This is a genomic window from Flavobacterium sp. CSZ, from assembly GCF_015350725.1.
In the GTDB taxonomy this organism is placed as follows: Bacteria; Bacteroidota; Bacteroidia; order Flavobacteriales; family Flavobacteriaceae; genus Flavobacterium.
In genome coordinates, this window is the sequence record NZ_JADKPQ010000005.1 from 1 (window position 1) to 25,409 (window position 25,409).

At 33.1% G+C, this 25,409-nt stretch carries 22 protein-coding genes; 16 read left to right on the forward strand and 6 right to left on the reverse strand.

Features of this window, described 5'->3' with window-relative positions; translation table 11 throughout:
* Positions 1-104: 104 nt before the first annotated feature.
* From IRZ78_RS07090 to IRZ78_RS07120, 7 genes are all read left to right on the forward strand, one after another.
* A complete protein-coding gene (locus IRZ78_RS07090; protein WP_194615864.1) occupies positions 105-836 on the forward strand; it encodes a type III pantothenate kinase in 732 nt (243 codons plus the stop codon).
* Positions 833-2,062 carry a hypothetical protein gene (locus tag IRZ78_RS07095; protein WP_194615865.1) on the forward strand — a complete coding sequence of 410 codons (1,230 nt, stop codon included), beginning with the start codon at positions 833-835 and terminating at the stop codon, positions 2,060-2,062. The genes IRZ78_RS07090 and IRZ78_RS07095 overlap by 4 nt, the downstream gene beginning before the upstream one ends.
* A gap of 50 nt (positions 2,063-2,112) precedes the next feature.
* Positions 2,113-2,670, forward strand: a complete 558-nt coding sequence (gene lptC, locus IRZ78_RS07100) for an LPS export ABC transporter periplasmic protein LptC (protein ID WP_194615866.1) — start codon at positions 2,113-2,115, stop codon at positions 2,668-2,670.
* Between the two features lie 2 nt (positions 2,671-2,672).
* Positions 2,673-2,867, forward strand: a complete 195-nt coding sequence (locus IRZ78_RS07105; protein WP_194615867.1) for a hypothetical protein — start codon at positions 2,673-2,675, stop codon at positions 2,865-2,867.
* A gap of 3 nt (positions 2,868-2,870) precedes the next feature.
* On the forward strand, positions 2,871-4,133 hold the full coding sequence (locus IRZ78_RS07110) for a hemolysin family protein (protein WP_194615868.1): 1,263 nt from the start codon (positions 2,871-2,873) through the stop codon (positions 4,131-4,133).
* Positions 4,134-4,241: 108 nt separating this feature from the next.
* Entirely contained in the window at positions 4,242-6,341 is a 2,100-nt protein-coding gene (locus IRZ78_RS07115; protein WP_194615869.1) for a peptidylprolyl isomerase, read from the forward strand.
* Between the two features lie 284 nt (positions 6,342-6,625).
* A complete protein-coding gene (locus IRZ78_RS07120; protein ID WP_194615870.1) occupies positions 6,626-7,036 on the forward strand; it encodes a hypothetical protein in 411 nt (136 codons plus the stop codon).
* Positions 7,037-7,102: 66 nt separating this feature from the next.
* Here IRZ78_RS07120 and IRZ78_RS07125 read toward each other — a convergent pair whose 3' ends face one another.
* Positions 7,103-8,023, reverse strand: coding sequence for a GYDIA family GHMP kinase (locus IRZ78_RS07125; RefSeq protein ID WP_194615871.1), 921 nt, complete (start codon positions 8,021-8,023; stop codon positions 7,103-7,105).
* A gap of 95 nt (positions 8,024-8,118) precedes the next feature.
* Positions 8,119-9,441 carry a hydroxymethylglutaryl-CoA reductase, degradative gene (locus IRZ78_RS07130; RefSeq protein ID WP_194615872.1) on the reverse strand — a complete coding sequence of 441 codons (1,323 nt, stop codon included), beginning with the start codon at positions 9,439-9,441 and terminating at the stop codon, positions 8,119-8,121.
* A 183-nt stretch (positions 9,442-9,624) separates the two neighbouring features.
* On the opposite strand from IRZ78_RS07130, the gene IRZ78_RS07135 reads away from it, so the two are divergent.
* The 7 genes from IRZ78_RS07135 to IRZ78_RS07165 all read left to right on the forward strand — a co-directional run bounded on the left by IRZ78_RS07135 (position 9,625) and on the right by IRZ78_RS07165 (position 18,664).
* Complete coding sequence (locus IRZ78_RS07135; protein WP_194615873.1) at positions 9,625-11,796, forward strand: S9 family peptidase; 2,172 nt, start codon at positions 9,625-9,627, stop codon at positions 11,794-11,796.
* Between the two features lie 36 nt (positions 11,797-11,832).
* Entirely contained in the window at positions 11,833-13,509 is a 1,677-nt protein-coding gene (locus IRZ78_RS07140) for a peptide MFS transporter (protein ID WP_194615874.1), read from the forward strand.
* A 76-nt stretch (positions 13,510-13,585) separates the two neighbouring features.
* Complete coding sequence (locus tag IRZ78_RS07145; protein WP_194615875.1) at positions 13,586-15,244, forward strand: peptide MFS transporter; 1,659 nt, start codon at positions 13,586-13,588, stop codon at positions 15,242-15,244.
* A 15-nt stretch (positions 15,245-15,259) separates the two neighbouring features.
* Positions 15,260-16,744, forward strand: a complete 1,485-nt coding sequence (locus tag IRZ78_RS07150; protein WP_194615876.1) for a peptide MFS transporter — start codon at positions 15,260-15,262, stop codon at positions 16,742-16,744.
* A gap of 52 nt (positions 16,745-16,796) precedes the next feature.
* The gene (locus IRZ78_RS07155; protein ID WP_194615877.1) at positions 16,797-17,264 is read left to right on the forward strand and encodes a thioredoxin family protein; all 468 of its coding nucleotides are present in this window, start codon (positions 16,797-16,799) and stop codon (positions 17,262-17,264) included.
* Positions 17,265-17,487: 223 nt separating this feature from the next.
* Positions 17,488-17,940, forward strand: coding sequence for a thioredoxin family protein (locus IRZ78_RS07160; RefSeq protein WP_173970838.1), 453 nt, complete (start codon positions 17,488-17,490; stop codon positions 17,938-17,940).
* A 274-nt stretch (positions 17,941-18,214) separates the two neighbouring features.
* On the forward strand, positions 18,215-18,664 hold the full coding sequence (locus IRZ78_RS07165) for a thioredoxin family protein (protein ID WP_194615878.1): 450 nt from the start codon (positions 18,215-18,217) through the stop codon (positions 18,662-18,664).
* A gap of 485 nt (positions 18,665-19,149) precedes the next feature.
* Here IRZ78_RS07165 and IRZ78_RS07170 read toward each other — a convergent pair whose 3' ends face one another.
* From IRZ78_RS07170 to surE, 4 genes are all read right to left on the reverse strand, one after another.
* The gene (locus IRZ78_RS07170) at positions 19,150-19,635 is read right to left on the reverse strand and encodes a C40 family peptidase (protein WP_194615879.1); all 486 of its coding nucleotides are present in this window, start codon (positions 19,633-19,635) and stop codon (positions 19,150-19,152) included.
* A 15-nt stretch (positions 19,636-19,650) separates the two neighbouring features.
* On the reverse strand, positions 19,651-20,763 hold the full coding sequence (lpxB, locus tag IRZ78_RS07175; RefSeq protein ID WP_194615880.1) for a lipid-A-disaccharide synthase: 1,113 nt from the start codon (positions 20,761-20,763) through the stop codon (positions 19,651-19,653).
* A gap of 67 nt (positions 20,764-20,830) precedes the next feature.
* On the reverse strand, positions 20,831-21,103 hold the full coding sequence (locus IRZ78_RS07180; RefSeq protein WP_194615881.1) for a hypothetical protein: 273 nt from the start codon (positions 21,101-21,103) through the stop codon (positions 20,831-20,833).
* A complete protein-coding gene (gene surE / locus IRZ78_RS07185; protein WP_194615882.1) occupies positions 21,096-21,875 on the reverse strand; it encodes a 5'/3'-nucleotidase SurE in 780 nt (259 codons plus the stop codon). Before surE ends, IRZ78_RS07180 begins: the two co-directional genes overlap by 8 nt.
* Before the next feature lie 212 nt (positions 21,876-22,087).
* Between surE and IRZ78_RS07190 the strand changes: the two genes are divergently transcribed.
* Both IRZ78_RS07190 and IRZ78_RS07195 read left to right on the forward strand, forming a co-directional pair.
* The gene (locus IRZ78_RS07190; RefSeq protein WP_194615883.1) at positions 22,088-24,274 is read left to right on the forward strand and encodes a carboxy terminal-processing peptidase; all 2,187 of its coding nucleotides are present in this window, start codon (positions 22,088-22,090) and stop codon (positions 24,272-24,274) included.
* Between the two features lie 147 nt (positions 24,275-24,421).
* Entirely contained in the window at positions 24,422-25,204 is a 783-nt protein-coding gene (locus IRZ78_RS07195; protein ID WP_194615884.1) for a DNA/RNA non-specific endonuclease, read from the forward strand.
* Positions 25,205-25,409 lie beyond the last annotated feature (205 nt).

The following is a 25,409-nucleotide window of genomic DNA, read 5'->3' on the forward strand; positions in this document are numbered from 1 at the left end:
GTCTTGTGCTCAATGCGGGTGCAAAGATAGAATCATTTTTCGTTTATCCAAAACATTTTTTTAAAAAAATCAATTCGTATCTTCGCAATGGTAAAGAAATAAATATGATTTTAACAATTGATGTTGGTAATACTCGAATTAAAGCTGCTGTTTTTGAGGAGAGTACTGTTCTTGAAAATTTTGTTTTTGAGAAAAATGAGCTTGAAGAAAAAATTAAAAAAATTTTAAAAAAATTTTCAAACTGCTCCGATTTGGTCGTTGCATCGGTCGGAAAAATAGAAAAAGAATCTTTTTTGGCTTTCGAAAAGGATTTGAATGTTCATTTTTTCACCCATGAAGATGCTTTTCCTTTTATAAATAAATATGCTACTCCAAAAACTTTAGGAATCGACAGGATGATTTTGGCTTCGGGAGCTACTTTGCAGTTTCCTAAACAAAACAGGTTGGTGATCGATGCGGGAACTTGCATTACCTACGATTTTATCGACGAAAATGATAATTATTTAGGCGGAGCAATTTCTCCAGGCTTAAGATTGCGTTATGAGGCATTACATAACTACACGGCCAAGTTGCCTTTACTGACTTTTGAAACGCCTGAAAACTACATAGGAAACTCAACAAAACAGGCCATTCACTCCGGAGTTGCAAATGGGTTCGTCTATGAGATTGATGGTTTTATCGATGAATATCGGGCAAACTTTTCAAATTTTATAATAATTTTAACGGGAGGTGATGCAGTTTTTTTGGCTAAACGATTAAAAAATACCATATTTGCCAATTCAAATTTCCTTTTAGAAAGTTTGAATCAAACATTTCAATATAAAAATCGACAATGATTAAAAAAATTATAGTAAGCGCTTGTTTGCTTATCTCGTTCGTTTCATTTGCTCAACAGGGTGCGTCTCCTTATTCTTTCTTCGGAATTGGTGATGTTAGATTTAAAGGAACTCTTGAAAATAGGTCTATGGCAGGAGTTTCGGTAGAGCAGGATAGTATCCATTTGAATATTGAAAATCCGGCAAGTTATGCCAGTTTGAGACAAACTACTTTTACAGTAGGGGGAACTTTTGGAAGCGCAAAACTAAAAACGACAGAAGAATCTGCAAAATCTCAAAGATCTACTTTTGATTATTTGGCATTAGGTATCCCAATGGGAAAATTTGGGGCGGCTTTTGGTTTGGTTCCTGTAACTTCTGTTGACTATAGAATCTTAAATGACCAGACAGCAATACCAGACGGAACAAGTTCACAGCTTCAGGGAAAAGGTGGTGTGAATAAAGTTTTCCTTGGTTTAGGGTATAAAATTACACCTAAGTGGAATATTGGAGGTGATGTGCAATATAATTTTGGTAAAATCACGACTACAACTATAGAGCTTGCTACAGGAGTTCAAAATGGCACAAGAGAAACTAATGCTTCTGAATTGTCAGGTGTTAGTTTTAATATTGGTACCATGTATCAAACAAAAATCAATAAAAAATTAAGTGTATTTACCAGCTTAGCTTATACTTTTGCAAGTACTCTAAATTCTAATAGTACCAGGGTTATTGCTGTAGACGGCGATCCTGATCCTTATGAGGTTCCTTCGCAGGAAAATGAATTAAAACTACCAAATAAAATTACAATTGGTGCCGGTATTGGGCAGGCAAGAAAATGGTTAGTAGGTACTACACTTGCTTTTCAGGGTAACGGAGAATTGGCTAATTATTATAATGCTGCTCCTAACGTACGTTACGAAAGGTATCAAAAATATGCAGTGGGTGGATATTTTATTCCTAACTATGCTTCTTTTACCAGTTATTTAAGCAGAATTACTTATAGAGCCGGTTTGAAATATGAGAAATTAGGTCTAATTGTTAATAACGAGTCAATTAATGATCTCGGGATGTCTTTAGGAGCAGGAATCCCAATTGGTGGCGGAACTTTTTCAAACGTAAACGTTGGAATTGAATTTGGTAAAAGAGGAACAACCTCTGCAGCTTTAGTTCAGGAGAATTATTTCAACTTTAGTTTGAGTTTTTCTTTCAATGACAGATGGTTCGTTAAAAGTAAATTCAATTAAGCATAAAAATTGTGTTTTTATAAGCTCATACAATTTACTACATTTGGCAAATGAATTTACCAAAAAGATATATTATAGCAGTTGTCACAGTTTTTACTGTGACACTGTTTTTTGGATGCGAAAGTAATTTTAAAGAAGTTCAAAAAATTAACTTCTCAGAGTTTGTTCCCGGGAGTGATGCAGATACTGTAAATATAAAATATACAGATTCCGGACTTATAACAGGTGTTTTGAAAAGCCCTAAGATGTTAGATTACTCTAATCTGGATTTTCCATTTACAGAATTCCCAAAAGGAATTGATGTTACTTTATATGATAAAAAACAAAAGCGTACTTTTATAGTATCAAATTATGCAGTTTCATATAAACTAACCGGTATAATAGATTTGCAGGGAAAGGTTAAGATTACTTCAGAAACCGGTCAGATGCTTGAGACTGAGCAGTTGTATTTTGACCAGAAAAACGAATGGTTTTATACCGAAAGAAAATTTAAGCTTACAGATGCTAAAGGTATTTCTTACGGTCAGGGAATCGATTTTAGTAAAGACTTTAAAGTGATTAATTCGCAGCGTGTTAGCGGTGAATTTGAATCAGACGAAAAATTATAATTATGGGCATTTTAAAATACACGCAATATCTTTATTTATTAATTGCAGCTGCTTTCATTTATGATGGAGTTACGAAGCTATATTCGCCTGGTGAAAATCCATGGTTGAGCTTTATAATCGCAGGTGTAAGTGTTTTTATGTTTTTCTTCAGGAGAAAATATGCAAAGAAATTTGATGATCATTATAAAAAACAGTAAAAAATGGAAATTAGTATTATAATACTATGTTTAATACTATCAGCCTTTTTTTCAGGAATGGAAATCGCTTTTATTTCTTCGAATAAAATTTATCTTGAAATCGAAAAAAAACAAGATAATTTTTTGTCCCAAATCCTAACCAAACTTACAGAGAATCCCTCAAAATTTATCGCTGCAATGCTTATTGGTAACAATGTAGCGTTGGTTGTGTATGGTTTTTTTATGGGAGATTTAATTCTAAAATGTATCGGCAATTTAGGATTTCATTTTTCTAATTTCACCAGTTTATTGGTTCAGACGATAATTTCGACTTTTGTTGTTTTGATAACGGCAGAATTTTTCCCAAAGGTGTTTTTTCAAATCTATGCCAATTCATTAATTAAGATTTTTGCAATTCCTGCCTATCTGTTTTACAGATTGTTTTATTATATCTCTACTTTTTTTATCTGGATTTCGGATTTTGTATTGCGAAAATTTTTCAAAACAGAAGGCGATCAGGTTCAGTTGTATTTTAGTAAAATTGAGCTTGGAAATTACATCACAGAGCAAATGAATTCTGTCGAAGATGATGAAGAAGTCGATTCTGAAATTCAGATTTTTCAGAACGCATTAGAGTTTTCAGGCGTAAAAGCGCGTGATATTATGACGCCCCGTACAGAAATAGTCGATATAGATTTATTTGACAGTATCGAGGATCTTAAAGCCTTATTTATAGAGACAGGATATTCTAAAATTGTCGTCAGTCAAAACTCTCTTGATGACATTGTGGGTTATGTGCATTCATTTGATTTGTTTAAAAAACCAAAAACAATAAAATCAGTTTTAATGACTGTTGAATTTGTGCCGGAAACGATTTTGATTAAAGACGCTTTGAATGCGTTGATTAAAAAACGAAAAAACGTAGCGGTTGTTTTGGATGAATATGGCGGAACTTCCGGGATAATAACGATAGAAGATATAGTCGAAGAACTTTTTGGAGAGATTGAAGACGAACATGATTCAGAGGAAGAAGAACTGATCGAAAAGGAGCTGGGCGACGGTAAGTATTTGTTCTCGACAAGGTTAGATGTCGAATATCTTAATGAAACCTATAAGTTGAATATTCCTGAAGAAGATTCTTACGGAACATTAGGTGGCTTTATTGTTAATTCGACAAAAGAAATCCCCCAAAAAGGCGAAGAAATAGTGATTGACAGCTATCATTTTGTGATTGAAGAAGCTACAAATAAGAAAATTGAATTGGTTAAATTGACAATAAAAGAGTGATTTTTTTAATTAATGAAAAAAATTGTGTAAAATAAAACGCTAGTTGTATTGTTATTAACTAGATAATTGTATTTTCGCAAACTGAATATAAAATTAACGATAATAAAAATGGCAGTTTTAGCAAAAATTAGACAGCGTTCCGCTTTATTGATAGGAGTTATTGCACTTGCATTATTTGCATTTATAATACAAGATCTATTCACTAGAGGAAGTTTCGGTCAAAGTTCAAAAGATGTAGGAAGCATCGATGGAAAAGATATTTCATTTGAAGACTTTAGAGTTAAAGTTAGTAATGTTGAAAAAAGTGGACAAGGGATTACTTCCACTGAAGCTGCAAACAGAGTTTGGGATCAAGAAGTTTCAATCGCATTATTATCTTCTCAGTTTGATAAATTAGGATTAAGAGTAGGTGAGAAACACTTACTTGAAGTTTTAAAATCAGATCCAAACATTGGTAAAAATCCAATGTTCCTAAATGCTGCTGGTGCTTTTGATGTAGCGAAATTTAAAGAATACTTTAAAGCTAATCCTGAAGCGGCACAATTTATTTCTGAAAAAGAAAAAGATGCTGAATTAAACGCAAAATTCCAAATCTACAGCACATTAGTAAAAGCAGGTCTTTATACTACAGTTAGCGAAGGAAAATTGAAATATGAAATGGAAGCTAACAAAGTAAACTTTGCTTATGCTGCTGCATTATATTCTTCAATTAAAGATAGCGAGGTGAAAATTTCTGATTCAGAAATTGTAGATTATATGAAGAAAAACGAGAAAAAATTCAAAGCGGATGCAACTCGTGAAATTCAATATGTTTTAGTAGAAGACAAAGCTTCAAAAGAAGACGAAGCTGAAATCAAATCTAAAATCACTGCTTTATTAAACGGAAGAGTAGAATATAACGCAAAAACTGGTAAAAACGATACTTTACCAGGTTTTAGAAATGCAACAAACATTGCTGAATTTGTAAATTCAAATTCTGATGTTCCTTATGACTCTACTTATGTTCCTAAAAATGCTTTACCAGCTGTTGATGCTGATAAATTATTCAGTTTGCCTGCAGGAGCAATTTACGGACCATACATTTACGGAAGATACTATGCTATTTCTAAATCTTTAGGATTTAAAGCTGGTGTAAATGCAAAAGCAAGTCATATCTTAATTGGTTATGAAGGATCTCAGACTCCAAACCAAAAAGAAAAAAGAACTAAAGAAGAAGCTAAAGCTAAAGCAGAAGAAATTTTAGCTCAGGTTCAGGCAAATCCAGATAGTTTCATGATGTTGGCTTTTACAAGTTCTGATGATTCATCTGCACAACAAGGTGGTGATTTAGGTTATTTTGGTCCAAACCAAATGGTAAAACCATTCAATGATTTTGTATTCAATAACGGAATTGGAAAAGTTGGTTTAGTAGAAACTCCTTTTGGATTTCACATTATCAAAATTACTGATAAACAAGACGGAATTCGTTTAGCTACAATTGCTCAAAAAATCGAGCCTTCTGAAGCTACTTCTGATAAAGTATTTACATTAGCAACTAAATTCGAAATGGATGCTGCTAAGAAAGATTTTAATGCTACAGCAAAAGAGTTAGGTTTGAAAGTAGCTCCTCCTGTAACAGCAAAAGCTATGGATGAAGCGTTTGGTCCTTTAGGAAACCAACGTAACATCATCAGATGGGCTTATGACAAAGAAACTAGTGTTGGAGATGTAAAACGTTTTGAGATCGCTAATATCGGACACGTAATTGCTCAATACAAAAGCGAAAACAAATCAGGTTTAGTATCTGTAACAGTAGCAAGACCATACGTTGAGTCGATCTTGAAAAACAAGAAAAAAGCTGAAATGTTAAAAGCTAAAATGACAGGTTCTACTATCGAAGCTGTAGCTAAAAGCGCTGGTGTAGCGGTTCAACAAGCAACTAATGTTACTATGGATAATCCGGTTTTGCCTGGTGGAGTTGGACAAGAGCCTAAAGTTGTTGGTAATGCATTTGCATTAACAGCAAACAAAATTTCTGCTCCAATCGAAGGAAATACAGGAGTATATGTGGTAAAAAACATTAGTACTATAAAAGCACCTGCTGCTGCAAATCACGCAGAATATGTAGCAAAAGTAAAAGCGCAAAGTGCATCAGATGCAAGCAGAATTTTACCTGCATTGAAAGCTAACGCTAAAATTGAAGATAACAGATTACAATTTAATTACTAGTCTTTAGTAAATAAAGGTTTTGAATATAAAACCCGAAACGTTCTTATGAATGTTTCGGGTTTTTCTTTTATATTGAATAAAATTTTTGTAATAATTATGACTCCGTTTTTCTTAAGTTATATAGGAATAATAGAAATGTAAGTGAAAAGTTTGTGATATTCAAAATATTACAGTTAATTTGTTCCGATTTTTATGTTAACAAATTTTTGTTAATCTAAAGGTTGTTAAATAAAATTACAAAAGAATAATGATCAAGTACTTTAATAATCAAGCATTTAATGTTTATGTTTAATTTGTTGAAAAGAAGGCCCAGAGTCTATTCTAAAATTGAAAATCATATTTTTGGAATAATTACAGAGCTTTTAAAACTTAGCAGTACTGATATCAATAGTGATGAGTTGGGAGGTAAGTATTATTTGAGTAATGAAGAGCAGCATTTTAAAGTTACCATTATGAGTAACGATTATGTGATCAGGCTTACCAATACTCGTGATTCTGTTGCTGAAAAATATGAAAAAGCTTTTGTTGAAGATGTTTTGAAAGCCGTGAAGGAGGAGAAACATCGCAGGATGGAAGTTGTTTATGATTCTATTAATAACAGTATCGAGAAAATGGCAGAACGTTTGCACAATACATTGATAGAATCAAACGAACTGGAAACTCAAAAAGTTAGACATCTGGAGAAGACATCGTAAAAATAAAAAAAAAGTAAACGAATAGTTTACTTTTTTGCTTTTATATCGGTTGCAGATAAATATTTTTTATTGCTGTAATATCATTTCATCATAAGTAAGAATCGTTTCGTATCCTTTTGAAACAAAATAATCTTTTGGATCCTCTTTTGCAATTGCCATTACAAAATCACCTCCCCAGGCTCCAAGACTTTTAACAACGCCGCTAAAATCCGGAAAAGCAACTTCTTTGATAGTGCGTATTTCGAGAATATCACTCATATGAATTTCGTGCTTTTCTACTGCAAGGGCAAATTCTTTTACGGTTTTTGCATTTAAGATAGTATCGGTGATTTTATTATTGTCGATGATATTATGCGTTAAATGTTGGTTCTTATTATTGTAATACGCATTAATTGCCGCTTTGCTATTTTGTTTTTTATTAAGGTAAACAAAATAAATGTTTTGGGTAAAATCAGGATCAAAGTGTACCGTTTCTACTATAGGCAAATTCTGTTCCAGGCGATACACAATAGGAGTGTCGTTTTGCGCGCAGGCAATATCATAGCCGCTTCCGCCAAAACTGTTTTTTAAGAGTGTAAAAGCATCAATATTGGTCCATTGGGCAATATTGTTTAATAAAGTAGAAGAAGTACCCAGTCCCCATTTTTTAGGAAATGTAAGTTGTGTGCTAATTTTGTATCCTTCCGAATTATGTATGAAATCAGGATTTAAAAGATAAGCTTCATGTAAAATCTGAATCAAAGTCGTTTTTACAGTTTCAGTTTTTGCATCGACAGGATGTGTAATTTCAGAAAAAGAAATCGTGTCCTGATACCAGATGTTTTCGTCAAAATCATAGCTTTCCCATTGAATTTCATGGTTGGAACCGTTTTCTACAATTAAATTTTGTCCAAATTTTGTGGGTAATGCAAAAGCTCTGGCGCCATCTAAAACTAAATATTCGCCTGTTATTAAGAGTTTTCCGTTACTGTAATAGGTTTTTTTCATGCTTCAATTTTAAAATAAATTCCAATATTTGAAATTCCAAATTCCAATTATTGTTGGGATTTGGAATTTATTTGTAGGCTGTAATTTTTGGAATTTTATTTATTTTGTTTTCTTATGTTTTTAATAAATTCAACAACCGCGCTATGTGAAACAGCATTTTTTTTAAAGTGAGATTTAATTAAACGACGTTCTTCTTCGGTAGCTTCAAATTGGTTGATGATGTTGTTTAAGTGCATTTTCATGTGGCCTTCCTGAATTCCGGTTGTAGTTAGTGAGCGCAATGCGGCAAAGTTTTGTGCCAAACCTGCTACGGCAACAATTTGCATTAATTCTTTTGCTGATGGTTTTTCGAGTATATCAAAACATAGTTTAACCAGGGGATGTAAAGAAGTTAATCCCCCAACAGTTCCTAGTGCTAAAGGGATTTCAAGCCAGAAAGTAAAAATTCCGTTCTCGATTTTAGCATGAGATAAACTGGCGTACTGACCATTTTTTGACGCGTATGCATGAACTCCGGCTTCAACAGCTCTAAAGTCATTTCCGGTCGCAAGAATTACCGCATCGACTCCGTTCATGATCCCTTTATTATGGGTTACAGCTCTAAAAGGTTCGACTTCGGCAATTTGCACCGCTTGTAAAAATCGCTCCGCAAATTCTTGTGGATTGGGTATGTGTTTCTCTGTTAAATCCTCAATAGGGCAGGAGACTTCGGCTCTAACGATACAATTAGGAACATAATTGGATAAAATACTCATGACCACTTTTAGTGTTTCCTCTTCTGAAAATAAATCAGAATGCTGAAATTCCTCTTTTAAAGTCGTGGCAAATTGTTCCAGACAAGAGTTAATGAAATTAGCTCCCATACTGTCTTTTGTTTCAAAAGTAGCGTGAAGCTGAAAGTAATTCTCTAATAAACTTCTTTTGTCTTTTAATTTTATATCTAAAATTCCTCCACCACGTTGCTGCATATTTTTGGTAATGCTTTGAGTGTCAGAGAAAAATTTTGGTTTGATCTGATCAAAGAAAGAATGTAGTTTTTCTGCATCTCCATTGAAAGTAAAATGAACCTGACCAATTTTTTCGGTATCAATTACAGTGGCTTTAAAACCTCCGCGGGTCGACCAGTATTTTGCTGCTTTTGAGGCCGCTGCAACCACTGAACTCTCCTCAATTGCCATCGGAATGGTTTTGTATTGTCCGTTGATTAAAAAATTAGGAGCAACTCCAAGTGGAATATAGAGGTTTGTAAGGGTGTTTTCGATGAATTCGTCATGTAACTGCTGCAGCTTCTCGTCTGAATTCCAGTAATTTCTTATAATATTTAGTGCTTCTTCAGGGCTTGAAAAATAGGTATTGGCGATCCAGTTTATTTTTTCTTTTTTGGATAATTTAGAAAATCCGGCAACAGCGTTGTTCATTCTCAGTATTTTAAATAATAATGTTGCGGCAAAGATACCATTTTAAGAGTTTTGTTTGCAATGTATTTGAAATTTGAAAAGTACGCAAACGTTATTTTTTTTAACATTTAACAGTTGAAATGTGTATTATGTTCATTTTTTTTACTAAAATTGGGCTCTTTTTTATATTTAAAATAATTCTCAATGAATACGAGTAAAATTACTGTAATACTTTTATTTTTAGTGGCTACTGTTTTTGGTCAACAAAAAATTACTGTCGAAGATATTTATAGCGGAGCATTTCGTGCAAAAGGAATGGATGAGTTGCAATCGCTAAAGAATACAGACCAATACACGGTTTTAAATGTAGATCAGGCGAGTAGAAGTATGCAGATTGATTTGTATGACTTTGCTACCCTAAAAAAAGTGTCAAACTTAATTGATACAAAAAATCATAAGGATCTTGCCGATGGAATTGACAGCTATACTTTTGATGCTTCTGAAAAAAAGATTCTAATTGCCTGTAATTCCAATAAAATCTTTCGTCATTCTTTTACAGCAGATTATTTTTTATATGATATAACAACAAATTCACTTACAAAGCTTTTTGATTTTCAGGTTCAGGAACCAACTTTTTCGCCTGACGGAACTAAAATTGCTTATGCAAAAGAAAATAACCTATATGTATACGATGTAGCTTCAAAAAAATCTACAGCTGTTACAACTGACGGAAGGAAAAATGCCATCATTAATGGTATTACGGATTGGGTTTACGAAGAAGAATTTGCTTTTGTCCGGGCTTTTGACTGGAGTAAAGACAGTAAAAAACTAGCTTACATTCGTTTTGATGAAAGCCAGGTTCCGGAATTTTCGATGTCGATGTTTCATAAAGATTTATACCCAACTATCGAAACGTTCAAATATCCTAAAGCAGGAGAGAAAAACTCAGTAGTTTCATTACATATATATGATGCTGCCGGAAATAGCACTAAAAAAGTAGCATTAGATAATTATAATGACTTTTATATTGCAAGGTTGCAATGGACAAATGATAACAACGTATTATCGGCTCAGGTTTTAAACCGCCACCAGGATAATCTTGATTTGTTGTTTGTTGACGGAACTACAGCTACTGCAAAAGTGGTGCTGAATGAAAAAGACAAAGCGTATGTAGATGTTACAGATAATTTGACTTTCTTAAAAGATAATAGCTTCATCTGGACAAGCGAAAAAGACGGTTTTAATCATATCTATTTGTATGATAAAACGGGAAAACTTAAAAATCAGGTTACAAAAGGAAGCTGGGAGGTAGTATCTTACTATGGTTTCGACGAAAAAAACAAAACTATTTTCTACCAATCTACAGAAAATGGTTCTATTAACAGAGATATCTACAGAATTGGTTTAGACGGAAAAAGTAAAGTACGTTTAACTTCTAAAGTCGGAACAAGTGTAGCCACTTTTAGTCCTAACTTCCAATTTTTTATCAATACTTTCTCAAGTGCATCTCAACCTACGACTTATACTTTAAATGAGTCTAAAACAGGAAAAGAGATTCAGGTTATCGAAAACAATGAGGCGCTTGCGGCTAAATTGAAAAGCTATAATTTACCAACAAAAGAATTTTTTGTTTTAAAAACGGCTAAAGGAAACGAATTGAATGCCTGGATTTTGAAACCAAAAGATTTTGATCCTTCAAAAAAGTATCCTGTTTTCATGTACCAGTATTCTGGTCCGGGATCTCAGCAGGTAAATAACGATTGGAATAATTCTGATGATTATTGGTTTTCCTCTCTTACACAGCAAGGTTATATCGTAGCTTGTATTGACGGAAGAGGGACTGGTTTTAAAGGTGCTGATTTCAAAAAAGTTACTCAAAAAGAATTAGGGAAATACGAAGTTCAGGATCAGATTGATGCTGCAAAAGTAATTGGAGCTTATCCTTATGTTGATGCTTCAAGAATTGGAATTTTCGGATGGAGTTATGGTGGATTTATGGCTTCGAACTGTATTTTTCAGGGCAATGACGTGTTTAAAATGGCGATTGCAGTTGCTCCGGTAACCAACTGGCGTTTTTATGATTCTGTTTACACAGAAAGATACATGCAGACTCCACAGGAAAATGCCAGCGGATACGATCAGAACTCTCCAATAAACCACGTTAGTAAATTAAAAGGTAAGTTTTTATTGATTCACGGATCAGGTGATGACAACGTTCATGTGCAGAACTCTATGCAGATGATGGAAGCGTTGATTCAAGCCAATAAACAATTTGATTCTCAGATATATCCGGATAAAAACCACGGTATTTATGGCGGTGCAACGAGAATTCAGCTTTATAATAAAATGACTAACTTTATCAAAGAAAATTTATAATCTAAAACTTTAAACCTTAATCAAATAATAAATAATATGGGAGAAACTCAAGTAAAAACTGCGCATCCAAAAGGACTTTGGGTATTGTTTGGAACGGAGATGTGGGAGCGATTCAACTTTTATGGAATGCGGGCTTTATTAACTTTATTTCTTGTGAATTCATTATTGATGAAGGAAGAAGAAGCATCTTTGATTTATGGAGGTTTCCTTGGACTTTGTTATTTAACGCCAATGTTGGGAGGTTTTGTAGCCGATCGTTTTTTAGGTAACAGAAACTGTATTTTATTAGGCGGATTGTTAATGGCAATTGGACAAATGTTATTGTTTACCAGTGGTAGTGTTTTCGAATCTAATTTAGATTTGGCAAAAATTATCATGTATTCTGCATTAGGAGTTATTGTTTTTGGTAACGGATTTTTCAAACCAAACATTTCAAGTATGGTGGGAAGTTTGTATCCTAAACAGGAAAAAACAAAATTAGATAGTGCTTTTACTATTTTCTATATGGGGATCAACATCGGAGCTTTTTTAGGTCAGTCTATTTGTCCTTTATTAGGAGATGTTAAGGATGCTGGCGGAATTAGAGATATCCATGCTTTTAGATGGGGATTCATGGCGGCTTCTGTAGCAATGTTATTAGGGACATTACTTTTTTACTTTTTGAAAAATAAATATGTGGTTTCTCCTGAAGGAAAACCATTAGGAGGTTTGCCTTCTAAAAATGATGCTTCTGATTTTGAAGAAGGAGAAGCGCAAAAAGCAAACTTCTCTAACAAAGCTTTGGTTATCGCCGGAATTGCATTTGTAGCTTTAGGATTCTTTTTTCATTATGGAGTAGGTCAGAACTTAATCTATACATTAATCTACTCAAGTGGTTTATCATTGGCCGGATTAATTATCTCTGATACTTCTTTAACTAAAATCGAAAGAGACAGAATTATTGTAATTTATATCGTTTCGTTCTTTATTATTTTCTTTTGGGCGGCTTTTGAACAAGCAGGTTCATCATTAACTTTTATTGCAGATAACCAAACTGATAGAAATTTCTTTGGATGGCAAATGCCTCCTTCGATGGTTCAGATTTTCAACGGACTATTCGTGGTGATTTTAGCAGTACCTTTCAGTATACTTTGGGATACTTTAAGAGCTAAAGACAGAGAGCCAATCTCTCCGGTAAAATTAGCCGTAGGTTTAGTGGTAATTTCTATTAGTTTCTTCATGATTGCTACTCAGGTTTCTTATATCGGAACTTCAGGGTTGTTATTAGTAAAATGGCTTATCTTATTGTATTTCTTAAATACATGTGCTGAGTTATGTTTATCTCCAATTGGTTTATCATTGGTAGGTAAATTATCTCCAAAACGTTTTTCTTCTTTATTATACGGTGTATTCTTCTTGTCAAATGCTTCAGGTTATGCTTTAGGAGGAACTTTAGGTTCTATCTTGCCTGCAACAGGAGATAAATTTGCAAAAGCAAAAGAATTAGGAATCGATCTTCAGGCAGTTTTAGACAATAAAATCACGCCAACTCCAGAGCAGATAGCTTTATTAGATCAGCATCAGATTAGTGCTCACAATCACTTTTTTGCAGGATTCGAAATCCACAATTTATATGAATTTTTTATGGTATTTGTTGTTTTAACCGGTATCGCGGCAATTATATTATTTGCTTTGACTCCATTCTTGAAAAAGATGATGCACGGTGTTCGATAAATAATACTAATAATATATCAAAATTACCTACAGGTTTAGGCTTGTAGGTAATTTTAATTTTAAAGAGATTACAGTTATGTGGAAAAAACACCCAAAAGCACTTCCTTATTTATTTTTATCTGAAATGTGGGAGCGTTTTGGTTATTATTTAATGATCGGGATTTTTACTTTATATCTAAAAGATGTAAAGGATGGTTTTGCAATGACAGAGAAAGAAGCTTCTGATTTATACGGAACTTTTATCGCCTTAGTTTTTTTAACCCCTTTTATTGGAGGTCTTGTTGCTGACAGGTATTTAGGCTACAAAAAATCTATTGTTTTTGGTGGAATTTTAATGGGTATTGGTTACTTCTTAATGGGAGTGCACAATATAACAGTGCTTTACATTGCCATGACTTTGGTGATTATAGGTAATGGTTTCTTTAAGCCTAATATTTCTACATTATTAGGAAGTTTTTATTCTGAAGAAAAATATAAAGATAAAAAAGATGAAGGCTACAATATTTTCTATATGGGAATCAATGTAGGGGCTTTTATTTGTAATTTCTTTGGTGCTGCATTGCAGATTCTTTTAGGATGGCATTGGGCTTTTATGGCTGCCGGTGTTGGAATGTTTGTAGGTGTTATTGTGTTTTTATTAGGCACAAAACATTATGTAGGATATGACCAGAAAAAAGGAGTTCAGGAAGGCGATATGCCATTTTATAAAATTATCCTGTTTATTCTGTTACCTTCTTTTGTTTTTGGAGCTATTGGCTGGTTGATAAAAGGCGTTGCATCAGATACTAATTTAGACAGTTATATCTTTGGCTCAGATAGTACAGATGCTTTTATTTTTGCCTGTATTCCTATAGTTTTCTTTTACGGATCACTTTATTTTAAAGCTAAAAAAGAAGATAAAAGATCAATTGGAGCTCTTTTAGCTATTTTTGGGGTCGTAATTTTATTTTGGGGCGTATTTAAGCTTAATGGTTCGGCGCTTAATACCTGGGCAGATCGCTATACAGATAGAGAAGTAACCGGAACTGCTGGTCAGTTTGTTGGTAAAATAAAATTAGCCAAAGAAGTAGAGTATAAAAAATCAACTACTGAGGTTTACGATCATCAGTTTCGTTTGCAAAAAACAAACGGAGTTGTGGAGACAGAAGTAAACTACCCTTTATATTTTAGGAATGTTGCTCCTGAAAAATTACCTGCAGAAGGAGCCAAAGTACATCTTTGGGCTACCAATTTAAGTCAGTCTATTAATCCTGCCTGGGTAATTATACTGACACCTTTAATTGTTGCATTTTTCTCTTTTTTACGATCCAGAAAGAAAGAACCTTCGACACCTACAAAAATTGCTTTTGGTTTATTAATTTCGGCGCTGTCTGTTTTGGTTATGGTAGCTGCGGTACAAATTGGTAATGATGGAGCAGAGAAAGTCAGTGCGTGGTGGCTGGTGGCAAATTACGGAATCATAACAATTGGGGAATTGTTTTTAAGCCCGATGGGATTATCGGTAGTATCTAAATTAAGTCCCGTTAATATTACTTCCTTAATGATGGGAGGCTGGTTTTTATCCACGTCTATAGGAAATAAGCTGAGCGGAGTTTTGGCAAGTATGTGGGATACGTACGACAATAAAGCTAACTTTTTTTGGGTTAATTTTGTATTGTTAATGTTTGCAACTGTACTGATGTTTGTTTTGGTAAAGCAGCTCAACAAGGTGATGAAAGAACGAGGAATCAATTAAATTATTTATAAATAAATGGAGCAGAAGATCACTTTAGAGGAAATTCAAAATTTTAAAGGCAATTACCCAAAGCAATTATGGTATTTGTTTTTTGTTGAAATGTGGGAGCGTTTTTGTTTTTACGGAATGCGTGGTGTTTTGGTTATTTTTATGGTAGATCAGCTTTTTTTGAAAGAAGATCATGCCAGCGAGCAATATGGGGCTATTCAGGCTTTTGTATACGCCTTTACTTTTATTGGAGGTATTTTTGCAGATAAAGTTTTAGGATTCAAGAAATCATTGTTTTTTGGAGGAATCGTTATGATTCTGGGTAATCTTTTGATTGCCGTCGCGCCTCATGATTTCTTTTATTACGGAATTGCTTTTTCGATTATTGGAACCGGTTTTTTTAAGCCCAATGTTTCTTCAATGGTAGGGGAATTGTATCATGAAAGCGATGGACGTAGGGATGCCGGTTACGGAATGTTCTATGCCGGAATAAATGTCGGAGGACTTTTTGGAGGCGCTTTGTGTGTTTATTTAGGGAAATTTTATTCGTGGCAATTGTGTTTTTTATCAGCCGCAATTGTGATGTTTTTAGGTTTAATTACCTTTTTGTTCACTAAAAAACATTTAGGACCAATTGGGGATTCTCCATTATTGCACTTAGATGCCAATAAAAGAAGAATTCGTGAAATAGCGGTATATGCTTTGTCTATTTTGAGTTTGCCTTTTATTTTTATAATGGTTAAGAATACTAAATATACAGATTATTTCATGTATACGATTGGTACAGTTGCCGTTTTGTATTTCGTTTATGAATTGTTTAAGTTAGGAGACGCTAAATTGCAAAAGAAGCTTTTTGCAGCTTTTCTGTTTGTGTTTTTCTATTTCTTGTTTAATTCTATTTACGAACAAAGTGGAGGATCATTATCGCTTTTTGCAAAGGATAATCTAAATGACAAATTATTGTTTTTTACAATAGATCCCAACGTTGTTAATAATAGCTCGAATACTTTTTTTGTAGTGGTTTTAAGTCCGCTTATTGGTTTGTTATGGATATGGTTAGGAAAGCGAAAAATTGAACCAAATACCTTGATTAAATTCGGAATTGGATTTTTGTTCCTTGCAGCTTCTTTCTATATCTTCTATCTAACTAAATTCTTTGCAGACTCTAAAGGAATCACTTCATTGAACGTATTTACTTTTGCTTATTTAATAACTACTATTGGTGAGCTTTGTTTAGGGCCAATCGGAATGTCTATTATTACAAAATTGTCTCCAAAAAGACTGTTTGGGATGATGATGGGATTATGGTTCCTGGCAAGTGCTTTTGGGCAATTGGCTGCAGGTAAGCTGGGAGCAGAAATTTCCAGATCAAATACCGGTGATACTTTAGTTTCTAAGCTGCAATCTTATACAGAGGGATACTATCAACTGGCCATTTATTCGCTTGTTGCAGGATTGATTTTATTGGCAATTTCGCCAATTATCAGGAAATTAATGCAAGAAGTAAAGTAGACGTGTATACGGATTCTTTTTTTGTTTAAATTTGTGAAAAATTAAAAAGACCATGAAAAAAATATTTTTAATAGCCTTGTTTTTAGTTGGGGGATTTGCAATGCAGGCGCAAGAACTAAAATGGTATACTGATGTAAGAGAGGCGATTATGGTAAGTAATAAAGAACAAAAACCAATGTTGATGTTTTTTACCGGAAGTGATTGGTGTGGTTGGTGTATTCGTTTACAAAATGAAGTTTTAAAAACACCTGAATTTACGAAATGGGCTAAAGATAATGTCATTTTAGTGGAGTTGGATTATCCTAGAAGAACGCCTCAGACTCCTGAAATCAAAAATCAGAATAATGAGTTGCAGCAAGCTTTCGGGATCCAGGGATTTCCTACCATTTATTTTACTAGTGCTGAAGCAAAAGATGGTAAAGTAAATTTTAAAGGGCTGGGACAAACCGGATACGTTGCCGGAGGCCCATCTGCCTGGCTAACAGTTGCTGAAGGAATTGTGCATCCGAAAAAATCTTAAAAAAGAAGATATACTCTAATAGATATAGAAACTCCTTACGTTTGCGTAAGGAGTTTTTTTTGTTTAGTAAGAAAAGTTATTCATTTGTTTTTGTGTTTTTGATACTTTGATATTTTATTGTGTTTAAAAAAACATATAATGTATTTTTTGTATTAATAAAAATTGGAAAATTAAAATAATATGTTAATTTCGTCATGCTATACTAACCAAAACCAATTAGATTATGACTAAAAAATTACTTATCCTACTATTTTTTTTAGGTTCATTTTTTCTGCAAGCACAAAATTTAGTTTGGAGAACAAACATGACTGATGCGATTGCCATAAGTAATGAACTAAGAAGACCAATGCTGATTTTATTCACTGCCTCAGGTGTACCGGAAAATCTTCAGAACGAAATTTTTAAAACCCCGGATTTTGCAGTCTGGTCACGTGACAATGTCGTTCTTGTAAAACTTGATCTTTCAGACTCTACTATTGAGCAAAGCGATAAAGAGCAGAATATCAAATTAAAAAATGCATTTGGTGTACAGGAATTGCCGGAAGTATGTTTCGCAAGCGCCTCAATCCGAAAAAATAAAACAACCTTTAGTGCTTTAGGAAAAATTGCCTATAAACCGGGTGGTGCAAAAGCATGGATAGCAGAATCAAATGCTATTTTACATCCTAGTGAATAAATTAAATTTAAATTAAGTTTCTTAGTTTAATTTGTAGATTCCCTTTTCGTTTTTTAAACGAAAAGGGATATTTTTTTTATAAACTATTTGTACTGCTAATCAATAGTTTATTTAATTAAGCCTCCATTTTTTGTTAAACCATCAAAAAAATAATGATTTATTGGTGATTGCTTATTTTTGATACTTTTAAAGTAATTAAATTCCGTGTTGGTGTGTTTTCTATATCATTTATGTTAAATTAGTAAAATAAATGTAATTTAAACTTGAGTTTGATATGAGACAAAAACTACTTATTTTTTTATGTATTATGGGTTGCTCTTTTTTGCATTCACAAAATTTAGTTTGGAAAACAAACATGGTTGATGCTCTTAAAATGTGTGATGAACAAAGAAAGCCGCTTTTGATTTTCTTTACATCATCAGGAATTTCGCAGAGTATTCAGAATGAAGTTTTTGCAACACGTGACTTTTTAGATTGGTCAGCTAAAAATATTATTTTATTAAAGCTTGATTTGTCTGATGCTTCTTTATCTGCCGAAGAAAGAGAACAAAATGTTAAGCTAAAAGAAGCATTAGGTATAGAGGAATTACCTAAAGTTTGCCTGGCTACTGCCTCTATTAGACGAAATAAGCCTATGATTAACAAGCTTGGTTTACTTGATTATAAGGTTGGCGGAGCAAAAAGATGGATCTCAGATGCTAAGACGATATTAAATGGAGATTAAATGAGATTAATTTTATTCTAAGTTTAATTTATAAAATCCATTTTCGTTTGTGGCATGAAAAGGGATATTGTTTTTGAGGCAAGTAGTTTTCCAAATTTTCTGAATGGCATAAGAATTTGATGCATCGGCAATTATGATTCACGGATGTAATTCTCGTAATATGCGATTCATGTTTATTTTAGGAGACTGCGTAAGGATCAAAATATCGGGCTGGTTTTTGGTTGGATAAATTCCGGAAGTATTGATTCCAAAAAAAAGTAGTGAATCGTTTATTTCTTTTGATAAGAAAAAACGAGATCTTAAACACAATTATGCCAACAATAAATGCCGAAATAATGATATCTAATGATGGTTGGCAATAATAACAAAACAAAATACCAAAAAGAAACCAAATTGTAATTTTGGTTAACGGTAAATCTAATACTTTCACGGTTTAAAAGTATTAAATATTTTGTAAGAAAAAGATATATTTTGTTTAATTGAAGTTACTCAAGAACTCTGTTGATTTGTACAAATGAATTTTGATAATAAGCCTCTTTGGTAGAAGAAATTATAACGCCTTTTGATGTTGAAGAGTGAACAAATTTAATTTCATTTGAATTCACTTCAGTAATAAGGCCAACATGATTAATTTGTTTGCTTCTATTGGTTTTAAAAAAGATTAAATCGCCTTTTTGAGCATCGCTGACTTTAATTGTTTTTCCAATTTTTGCCTGTTCATAAGAAGGCCTTGGCAATTTAATATTCTCAGACTCAAAAGTGGTATATACCAATCCTGAACAGTCGAAACCGCTTTTGGTAGTGCCTCCGGCTTTGTATTTTACACCAATATTATCTGTCGCTTTTTTGATTAAATTATTAACTACATACCTGTTTTCTGTCTTCGATTCCTTTTTACTCACAGCAGTTGATGTCGATTTACAAGAAGTAAAAAAGACTGCTAGAAGAAGTATGAGAAGTATTTTTTTCAAACCAAAAATCTTTAATTATTTTAAATCAGCTACAATAAGTTTTGCTGTTTTTTTACTTGCACCAATTCCGCCCAATTTTTGCTCCAGAATATCATAATTCTGAAGTAATTTTTTGCGATAAGTCGGTTCTAATAATTTTTGTAATTCTTCTTTAATACGTTTTGTATTGCATTTACTCTGAATCAATTCGGTTACAACTTCCTTATCCATAATTAGATTAACCAGCGAGATGTATTTTAAAGTAATAATGCGTTTCGCAATTTGATAAGATATTGCGCTTCCTTTATAGCAAACTACTTCCGGAACTTTAAAAAGAGCTGTTTCCAGAGTTGCTGTTCCTGAAGTTACTAATGCCGCAGTTGATGAGCGAAGTAAATCATAGGTTCTGTTCGAAACAAATGCAATGTTTTTGTTTTTTATAAACTGCTGATAAAATTCATAATCCTGACTTGGAGCACCGGCAATTACAAATTCATAATCCTGAAAATCATCCACCACGCTTAGCATAACACTCAGCATTTTGGTGATTTCCTGTTTACGGCTTCCGGGCAAAACGGCAATAATAGGTTTTTCGCCTAATTGATGTTGTTCTCTAAAAGTTGCCTCATCAAACGCAGGTTGATTCTGGATAGCATCAATTAAAGGATGCCCGACAAAATCTACAGGAAAATGATGTTTGTCTTCGTAAAAGCTTTTTTCGAAAGGTAAAATCACAAACATCTTATCGACATCTTCTTTGATCGCTTTGATACGGTTTTCTTTCCAGGCCCAAATTTGAGGAGAAATATAATAATGAGTTTTATAATTTAATGCTTTTGCCCATTTTGCAATTCGCATATTAAACCCTGGATAATCAATGAAAATTAAAACATCAGGCTGGAATTCTAAGATGTCTTTTTTGCAAATTTTAATATTGTTTAAAATCGTTTTTAGATTAAAAATCACTTCAACAAAACCCATAAAAGCCAATTCACGATAGTGTTTTACTAAAGTTCCGCCTGCTTTTTGCATTAAGTCGCCTCCCCAAAATCTAATGTCGGCCTGAGGATCTTCCTCGTACAAAGCTTTCATTAAATTTGAACCGTGTAGATCTCCGGAGGCTTCACCTGCGATTATATAGTATTTCATAGGAATGGTATTGAAAGTGTGTTTCGATTTTTAAACACAACATTTTTTTGCAAAGCAAAGATAAGATTTAAATAAATAAAGTAGAAATAGCCAAAACAATAACGGCCAGAACAACGCCTCTTGCTTTAAGTTCTTCATTTCTTTTTAATAGAATCCAAAAAACGGCAAGATCTAAAACCGTACCTATAGTAATTACTTTTCCCAGATAACCTTCTTTTTTTATGGTTTGAAGTCCTGTTGCAAAATCAAATTTGGTAAAGAAAGTAATAAATAAATAACTTCCCAACAATGCCGTAAAGATTCCGACTATAAAACCAATAAATAAGTCTTTTTTATTCATTTAAATTCCAGGTATTAAGTTGTTGCATAGAATGGTGAGCCGTTAAATCAAACTGAACAGGAACTACAGATATGTAACCGTTTTCTAAAGCCCATTCATCTGTATCTTCTCCCTGATCTTCATTGGTAAATTTTCCGGTAAGCCAGTAATAATCTTTTCCAAAAGGAGTTTGTCGTTTGTCAAATTTCTGTGCATAATACGCTTTTGCCTGACGACAAATTTTTATTCCCTTAATCTCGTTCTCTTTTAATTTTGGAAAATTAACGTTTAAAACAACACCCGGAGGCAATTTATTTTTGAGCGTCTCTAAAGTTATTTTTTTAACGAATGATTTTATTTGTTCAAAATCAGCATTCCAGTCAAAATCTAATAAGGAGAATCCAATGGACTGAATTCCTTCTATACCAGCCTCTACAGCGGCGCTCATGGTACCGGAATAAATTACATTTATAGAAGAGTTTGAACCGTGATTAATTCCCGAAACGCATAAATCAGGTTTTCTTTTTAAAATTTCGTTTACTGCCAGTTTTACGCAGTCAACTGGAGTTCCCGAGCAGCTATATTCTGTTATAGGATCTTCTTCTTTCGAAATTTTGTCGAGAAATAAAGTGTTGTTTATTGTAATGGCATGGCCCATTGCGCTTTGAGGTTTATCTGGTGCTACTACAATAACTTCTCCAATGGTTTCCATAACGCTGATTAAAGCCCTGATTCCCGGCGCAAGAATTCCGTCATCATTGGTGACTAATATTAAAGGTTTTTCATTTTCCATGCTGTGGTTTTTATCTCGATTTATCAAAATTAAAGCTTGTAAAAGCAAATGTAGTAACTGATTTTGGTAGAATACTAACAAATGAGCAAAAATTATAAACTTAATTCAAGAAGACTTTTAAGGTTCAAACATTTTTATATCTTTAACAAAAAATTATAGCGAACTTGGCATGTTGGCACAATTTTTACCGTTAACTTAGATTAAAAAATTTGATGAATGCTATTATTAAGTTTATGAAAAGAAATTATAAAATACTTATAGCCGTATTATGCTTGTCTTTAACCTTATTTGCTTTTAAAATTAATGCAGATAAGTCAGTAGATCCGGACCCGAACAGAGATAAAACACTTTTAGAATTACTGGCATTTGTTATCGAAAAAGGACATTATAGTCCGGCGGAAATAAACGATGAATTTTCTAAAGGAATTTTTAAAGATTATGTTGATGCATTAGATCCTTCAAAAAGATTCTTTTTGCAATCTGATATTGATGAATTCAAACAATATGAGCTGCAATTAGATGATCAGTTTTTGAATAAGGATTTAACGTTTTTCAATCTTACTTACACAAGATTGATGAAACGTATGGAGGAAAGCAAAAAACGTTATAAGACTATTTTAGCTCAGCCTTTCAACTACGAGGTTGATGAGACTTTCAATGCCGATTATGATAAGTTGCCTTATGCAAAAAATGCAACTGAAATCAATGAAAGATGGAGAAAACAAATCAAATTATCGACGCTTTCTTCGCTGGTAACAAAGCAGAAGTTAGAAGAGGATAAAAAGAAAGCAGATGCTAACTATAAAGTAAAATCTTTTGAAACTTTAGAAAAAGAAACACGTGATAGTTCTTTAAAATCATTAGACGATAATTTTAGTTTAATTAAAGATTTAAATAAAGAAGATTGGTTTTCTGTATATGTAAACTCAATCATGACACGTTTTGATCCGCACACAAGTTATTTTGCACCTGAAGAAAAAGATCGTTTTGATGTAAATATCAGTGGAAAACTTGAAGGTATTGGAGCAAGATTAACTAAGAAAAATGATTTTACTCAAATTGATGAGTTAATTTCTGGTGGACCAGCCTGGAAAGGAAAACAACTGGAAGCAGGAGACTTAATTTTGAAAGTAGCACAAGGAAACGAAGAGCCTGTAGATGTTGTAGGGATGCGTTTAGATGATGTTGTGAAAAAAATTAAAGGACACAAAGGAACTGAAGTAAAACTTACGGTTAAAAAAGTAGACGGAACGATTAAAGTGATTTCGATTGTTAGAGATATCGTTGAAATTGAAGAAACGTATGCTAAATCCAGTATTGTAGAAAGAAACGGTTTGAAATACGGAGTAATTTATTTGCCGAAATTTTATATCGATTTTGAAAACAAAGATGGTCGTGATGCCGGAAAAGATATCGCTCTTGAAGTAGAAAGACTAAAAAAAGAAGATATCAACGGTATTGTACTTGACGTTCGTGATGATGGTGGTGGATCTTTATCTACAGTAGTGGACATTGCTGGTTTATTTATTGAAGAAGGACCAATTGTTCAGGTAAAATCTGCAGGAAAAAAGAAAGAAGTTCTATACGATAAAGATAAAAAAATCGAGTGGGACGGACCATTAGTAATTATGGTAAACAGCTTCTCGGCCTCGGCATCAGAGATTTTGGCTGCTGCAATTCAGGATTACAAACGTGGTGTTATCATTGGTAGTAAACAAACTTATGGTAAAGGAACAGTTCAAAACGTTTTAGATTTAAATCAGTTTGTTCGTAATGCGAATTATGGTGATTTAGGAGCTTTGAAAATTACAGGACAAAAGTTCTACAGAATCAACGGAGGTTCGACTCAGTTAGAAGGTGTTCATAGTGATGTGGTTATGCCGGATCGTTATGCTTACCTTAAAATGGGAGAACGTGATATCGACAATGCTATGCCATGGGATAAAATAGATCCTGCAGATTATAGCACCTGGAAATCAAACGAGAACTTTACTAAAGCAATTGCAAATAGTAAAGATAGAATCGCCCAAAATGCACAATTCAAATTGATTGAAGATAATGCAAAATGGATTGATGTTAAAAATAAAGAAAACACCTATAGCTTAAATATTAATAGTTTTAAAGCGACTCAGGAACAAGTTGAAAATGAAGGTAAAAAATACAAACCAATTTCTGATTACAAAAATAATCTGGTTTTTAAATCTTTGCCTTACGAAGAACTTGAAATGAAAAGTGACGCAACCTTAAAAGAGAAAAGAGAAGCGTGGCATCAGGCATTATCTAAAGATGTTTATGTTGAAGAAGCATTGAATGTTTTGGATGATTTACAATCTAAAGGTAGTGTTGTAAAAGGATCTGTTTCTCCTAAAATGAAAAAGGATAAATTAGTAAAATCTTAATTCTTTAAAGAATTAATTTGTTAGAAAACGCTTCAGAAAATGTAATTTTTTGGAGCGTTTTTTTTGTACGCTTTTAGGTTGTATTTTTGTAAGAAGTGGCTTTTTGGTGAAGTTGAATTTTAGGAGAAAAATAAAAATAGTAAAAGAATGAAGAATTATATTGTTTTAGGTTTAATTGGCTTTGTGTTATTGTCTTGTAAAAAAGAAATCAGCAACGATAATGAATTATCGCAGGAAGCACAAACATCTTTTGTCTCTAATCAAAGCAGTACAGATTCGTTATATACTTATTCCTATTTACCCACTTCGACAACCAAACAAATTGTAAAACATCAATATTATACACTCTCTTATAATGAAAAATTTGAGCAGGCAGAATGGGTGGCTTATGAATTGAAGAAAGAATATTTGAAAAACGGAAATTATAAACGTCCCTATTTTATAGAAGATCCAAGTGTAACGACGGGTTCTGCAGATTGGAGAAATTATAAAAAATCAGGTTATGATAAAGGACATCTTTGTCCTGCCGGAGATATGGAATTTGATCAAAATGCGTATAATGATACCTTTTATACCTCGAATATTTCGCCTCAGGATCATGATTTTAATAGCGGAATCTGGAATAGATTAGAACAGAAAACGCGTTATTGGGCTGATAAATACAATGATATTTATGTTGTAACAGGAGGAATTTTAAAAGATTCGGATAAAAAAATAGGAACAGAAAAAGTAGCTGTTCCTAAATATTTTTATAAAATTATTTTGGCTAAAACCGGGAAAGAACATAAGGCAATTGCTTTTCTGGTTCCGAATCAGGATAGTGATAAGTCATTGTATGATTTTGTGGTTCCTATTGAAACTTTAGAAAAAATGACCGGAATTGATTTCTTTCCTAATTTAAAAAACTTAAAAAGCAGTAAGGATTTTTAGTTGATAAAGAGTAGATTTATAAATCTTAATCAAGAGTTTAAATGTGCCGTTAGGCACTAAATATTGGTAGAAAACAGGAATAGGAATATTTAGCGTGCCGTAGGTACGCAATAGTTATCGTTTTGTTGCGTACCTATGGCACGCCAGGATATTTAGAGCTTAATTTTTTACCAATATTTAGTGCCTAACGGCACAAACTGTAGAC

Excerpts from the sequence above, each read along its gene's own strand:
- IRZ78_RS07155 (WP_194615877.1), top strand. The coding sequence starts at position 16,797 with ATGAAAAAAATATTTTTAATAGCCTTGTTTTTAGTTGGGGGATTTGCA.
- IRZ78_RS07090 (WP_194615864.1), top strand. The coding sequence starts at position 105 with ATGATTTTAACAATTGATGTTGGTAATACTCGAATTAAAGCTGCTGTT.
- IRZ78_RS07135 (WP_194615873.1), top strand. The coding sequence starts at position 9,625 with ATGAATACGAGTAAAATTACTGTAATACTTTTATTTTTAGTGGCTACT.
- lpxB (WP_194615880.1), bottom strand. The coding sequence starts at position 20,763 with ATGAAATACTATATAATCGCAGGTGAAGCCTCCGGAGATCTACACGGT.
- IRZ78_RS07140 (WP_194615874.1), top strand. The coding sequence starts at position 11,833 with ATGGGAGAAACTCAAGTAAAAACTGCGCATCCAAAAGGACTTTGGGTA.
- IRZ78_RS07130 (WP_194615872.1), bottom strand. The coding sequence starts at position 9,441 with ATGAACAACGCTGTTGCCGGATTTTCTAAATTATCCAAAAAAGAAAAA.
- IRZ78_RS07180 (WP_194615881.1), bottom strand. The coding sequence starts at position 21,103 with ATGAATAAAAAAGACTTATTTATTGGTTTTATAGTCGGAATCTTTACG.
- IRZ78_RS07150 (WP_194615876.1), top strand. The coding sequence starts at position 15,260 with ATGGAGCAGAAGATCACTTTAGAGGAAATTCAAAATTTTAAAGGCAAT.
- IRZ78_RS07120 (WP_194615870.1), top strand. The coding sequence starts at position 6,626 with ATGTTTAATTTGTTGAAAAGAAGGCCCAGAGTCTATTCTAAAATTGAA.
- IRZ78_RS07145 (WP_194615875.1), top strand. The coding sequence starts at position 13,586 with ATGTGGAAAAAACACCCAAAAGCACTTCCTTATTTATTTTTATCTGAA.
- IRZ78_RS07115 (WP_194615869.1), top strand. The coding sequence starts at position 4,242 with ATGGCAGTTTTAGCAAAAATTAGACAGCGTTCCGCTTTATTGATAGGA.
- IRZ78_RS07165 (WP_194615878.1), top strand. The coding sequence starts at position 18,215 with ATGAGACAAAAACTACTTATTTTTTTATGTATTATGGGTTGCTCTTTT.
- IRZ78_RS07095 (WP_194615865.1), top strand. The coding sequence starts at position 833 with ATGATTAAAAAAATTATAGTAAGCGCTTGTTTGCTTATCTCGTTCGTT.
- surE (WP_194615882.1), bottom strand. The coding sequence starts at position 21,875 with ATGGAAAATGAAAAACCTTTAATATTAGTCACCAATGATGACGGAATT.
- IRZ78_RS07195 (WP_194615884.1), top strand. The coding sequence starts at position 24,422 with ATGAAGAATTATATTGTTTTAGGTTTAATTGGCTTTGTGTTATTGTCT.
- lptC (WP_194615866.1), top strand. The coding sequence starts at position 2,113 with ATGAATTTACCAAAAAGATATATTATAGCAGTTGTCACAGTTTTTACT.
- IRZ78_RS07160 (WP_173970838.1), top strand. The coding sequence starts at position 17,488 with ATGACTAAAAAATTACTTATCCTACTATTTTTTTTAGGTTCATTTTTT.
- IRZ78_RS07125 (WP_194615871.1), bottom strand. The coding sequence starts at position 8,023 with ATGAAAAAAACCTATTACAGTAACGGAAAACTCTTAATAACAGGCGAA.
- IRZ78_RS07110 (WP_194615868.1), top strand. The coding sequence starts at position 2,871 with ATGGAAATTAGTATTATAATACTATGTTTAATACTATCAGCCTTTTTT.
- IRZ78_RS07105 (WP_194615867.1), top strand. The coding sequence starts at position 2,673 with ATGGGCATTTTAAAATACACGCAATATCTTTATTTATTAATTGCAGCT.
- IRZ78_RS07190 (WP_194615883.1), top strand. The coding sequence starts at position 22,088 with ATGAATGCTATTATTAAGTTTATGAAAAGAAATTATAAAATACTTATA.